Genomic DNA, 645 nt, shown 5'->3' on the forward strand with positions numbered 1-645 from the left:
GGATGGGTTTGTGGAGGGATATACTTGCGTCTTTCTTTTTTTGTTCTGGTTCTGATTCAAAGTTTTTCGAATAGAGTTCATGAACTAGTAGCTCCTTTGTGTGACAGATCTTGTCAGCGATATTGAGGTAGATGTCACCGTCAACTTCTTTTATAACGAATGCTTTCGTCTTTCTGCTGAAGTAGACTTCTTTTCCTTGTTCAACAGGGATATAGCAACGATTTTGGAATCGGATATGGTGTCTACGATCCACGACTCTCTCCGCCAGTCTAGCTAGAATGAGATTTCGTTCAGAGGGCTTAGGAGCCACCTCGAAGACAGAGAGTTTTGTCTTGTTTCCAAACTGTTCATTAAAGGTTTGAATGTAGGAAAGAAGGAAAGTATTGGCTTCTTCCAAGGTATGAATATTGTTTCGTTCCAGTTCAATAGGCAGGCGAGATTGTAGTGCCTGATTGAGTCTTTCGACTCTCCCTTTAGCTTGAGGGATAGCGGTTGTCTCAAGGAGAATCCCCAGTTGGTGACAGGCGTATCCAAACTGTGTATGGGTATCGTCCTCCATTTTCTTAGAGTTGGAGGCTTGATAGGTAAAGACCGTTCTCTTATCTGTTTTAATTTGAAGGGGAATGCCGTGATTGGCTAATATTT

1 pseudogene is annotated in these 645 nt (G+C 42.2%); it reads right to left on the reverse strand.

Features of this window, described 5'->3' with window-relative positions:
- A pseudogene (locus tag HT703_RS12200) lies at positions 1–645 on the reverse strand (ISNCY family transposase); the annotation flags it as partial.

This window comes from Streptococcus sp. 3874 (assembly GCF_013276425.1).
Classification (GTDB): domain Bacteria; phylum Bacillota; class Bacilli; order Lactobacillales; family Streptococcaceae; genus Streptococcus; species Streptococcus pseudopneumoniae.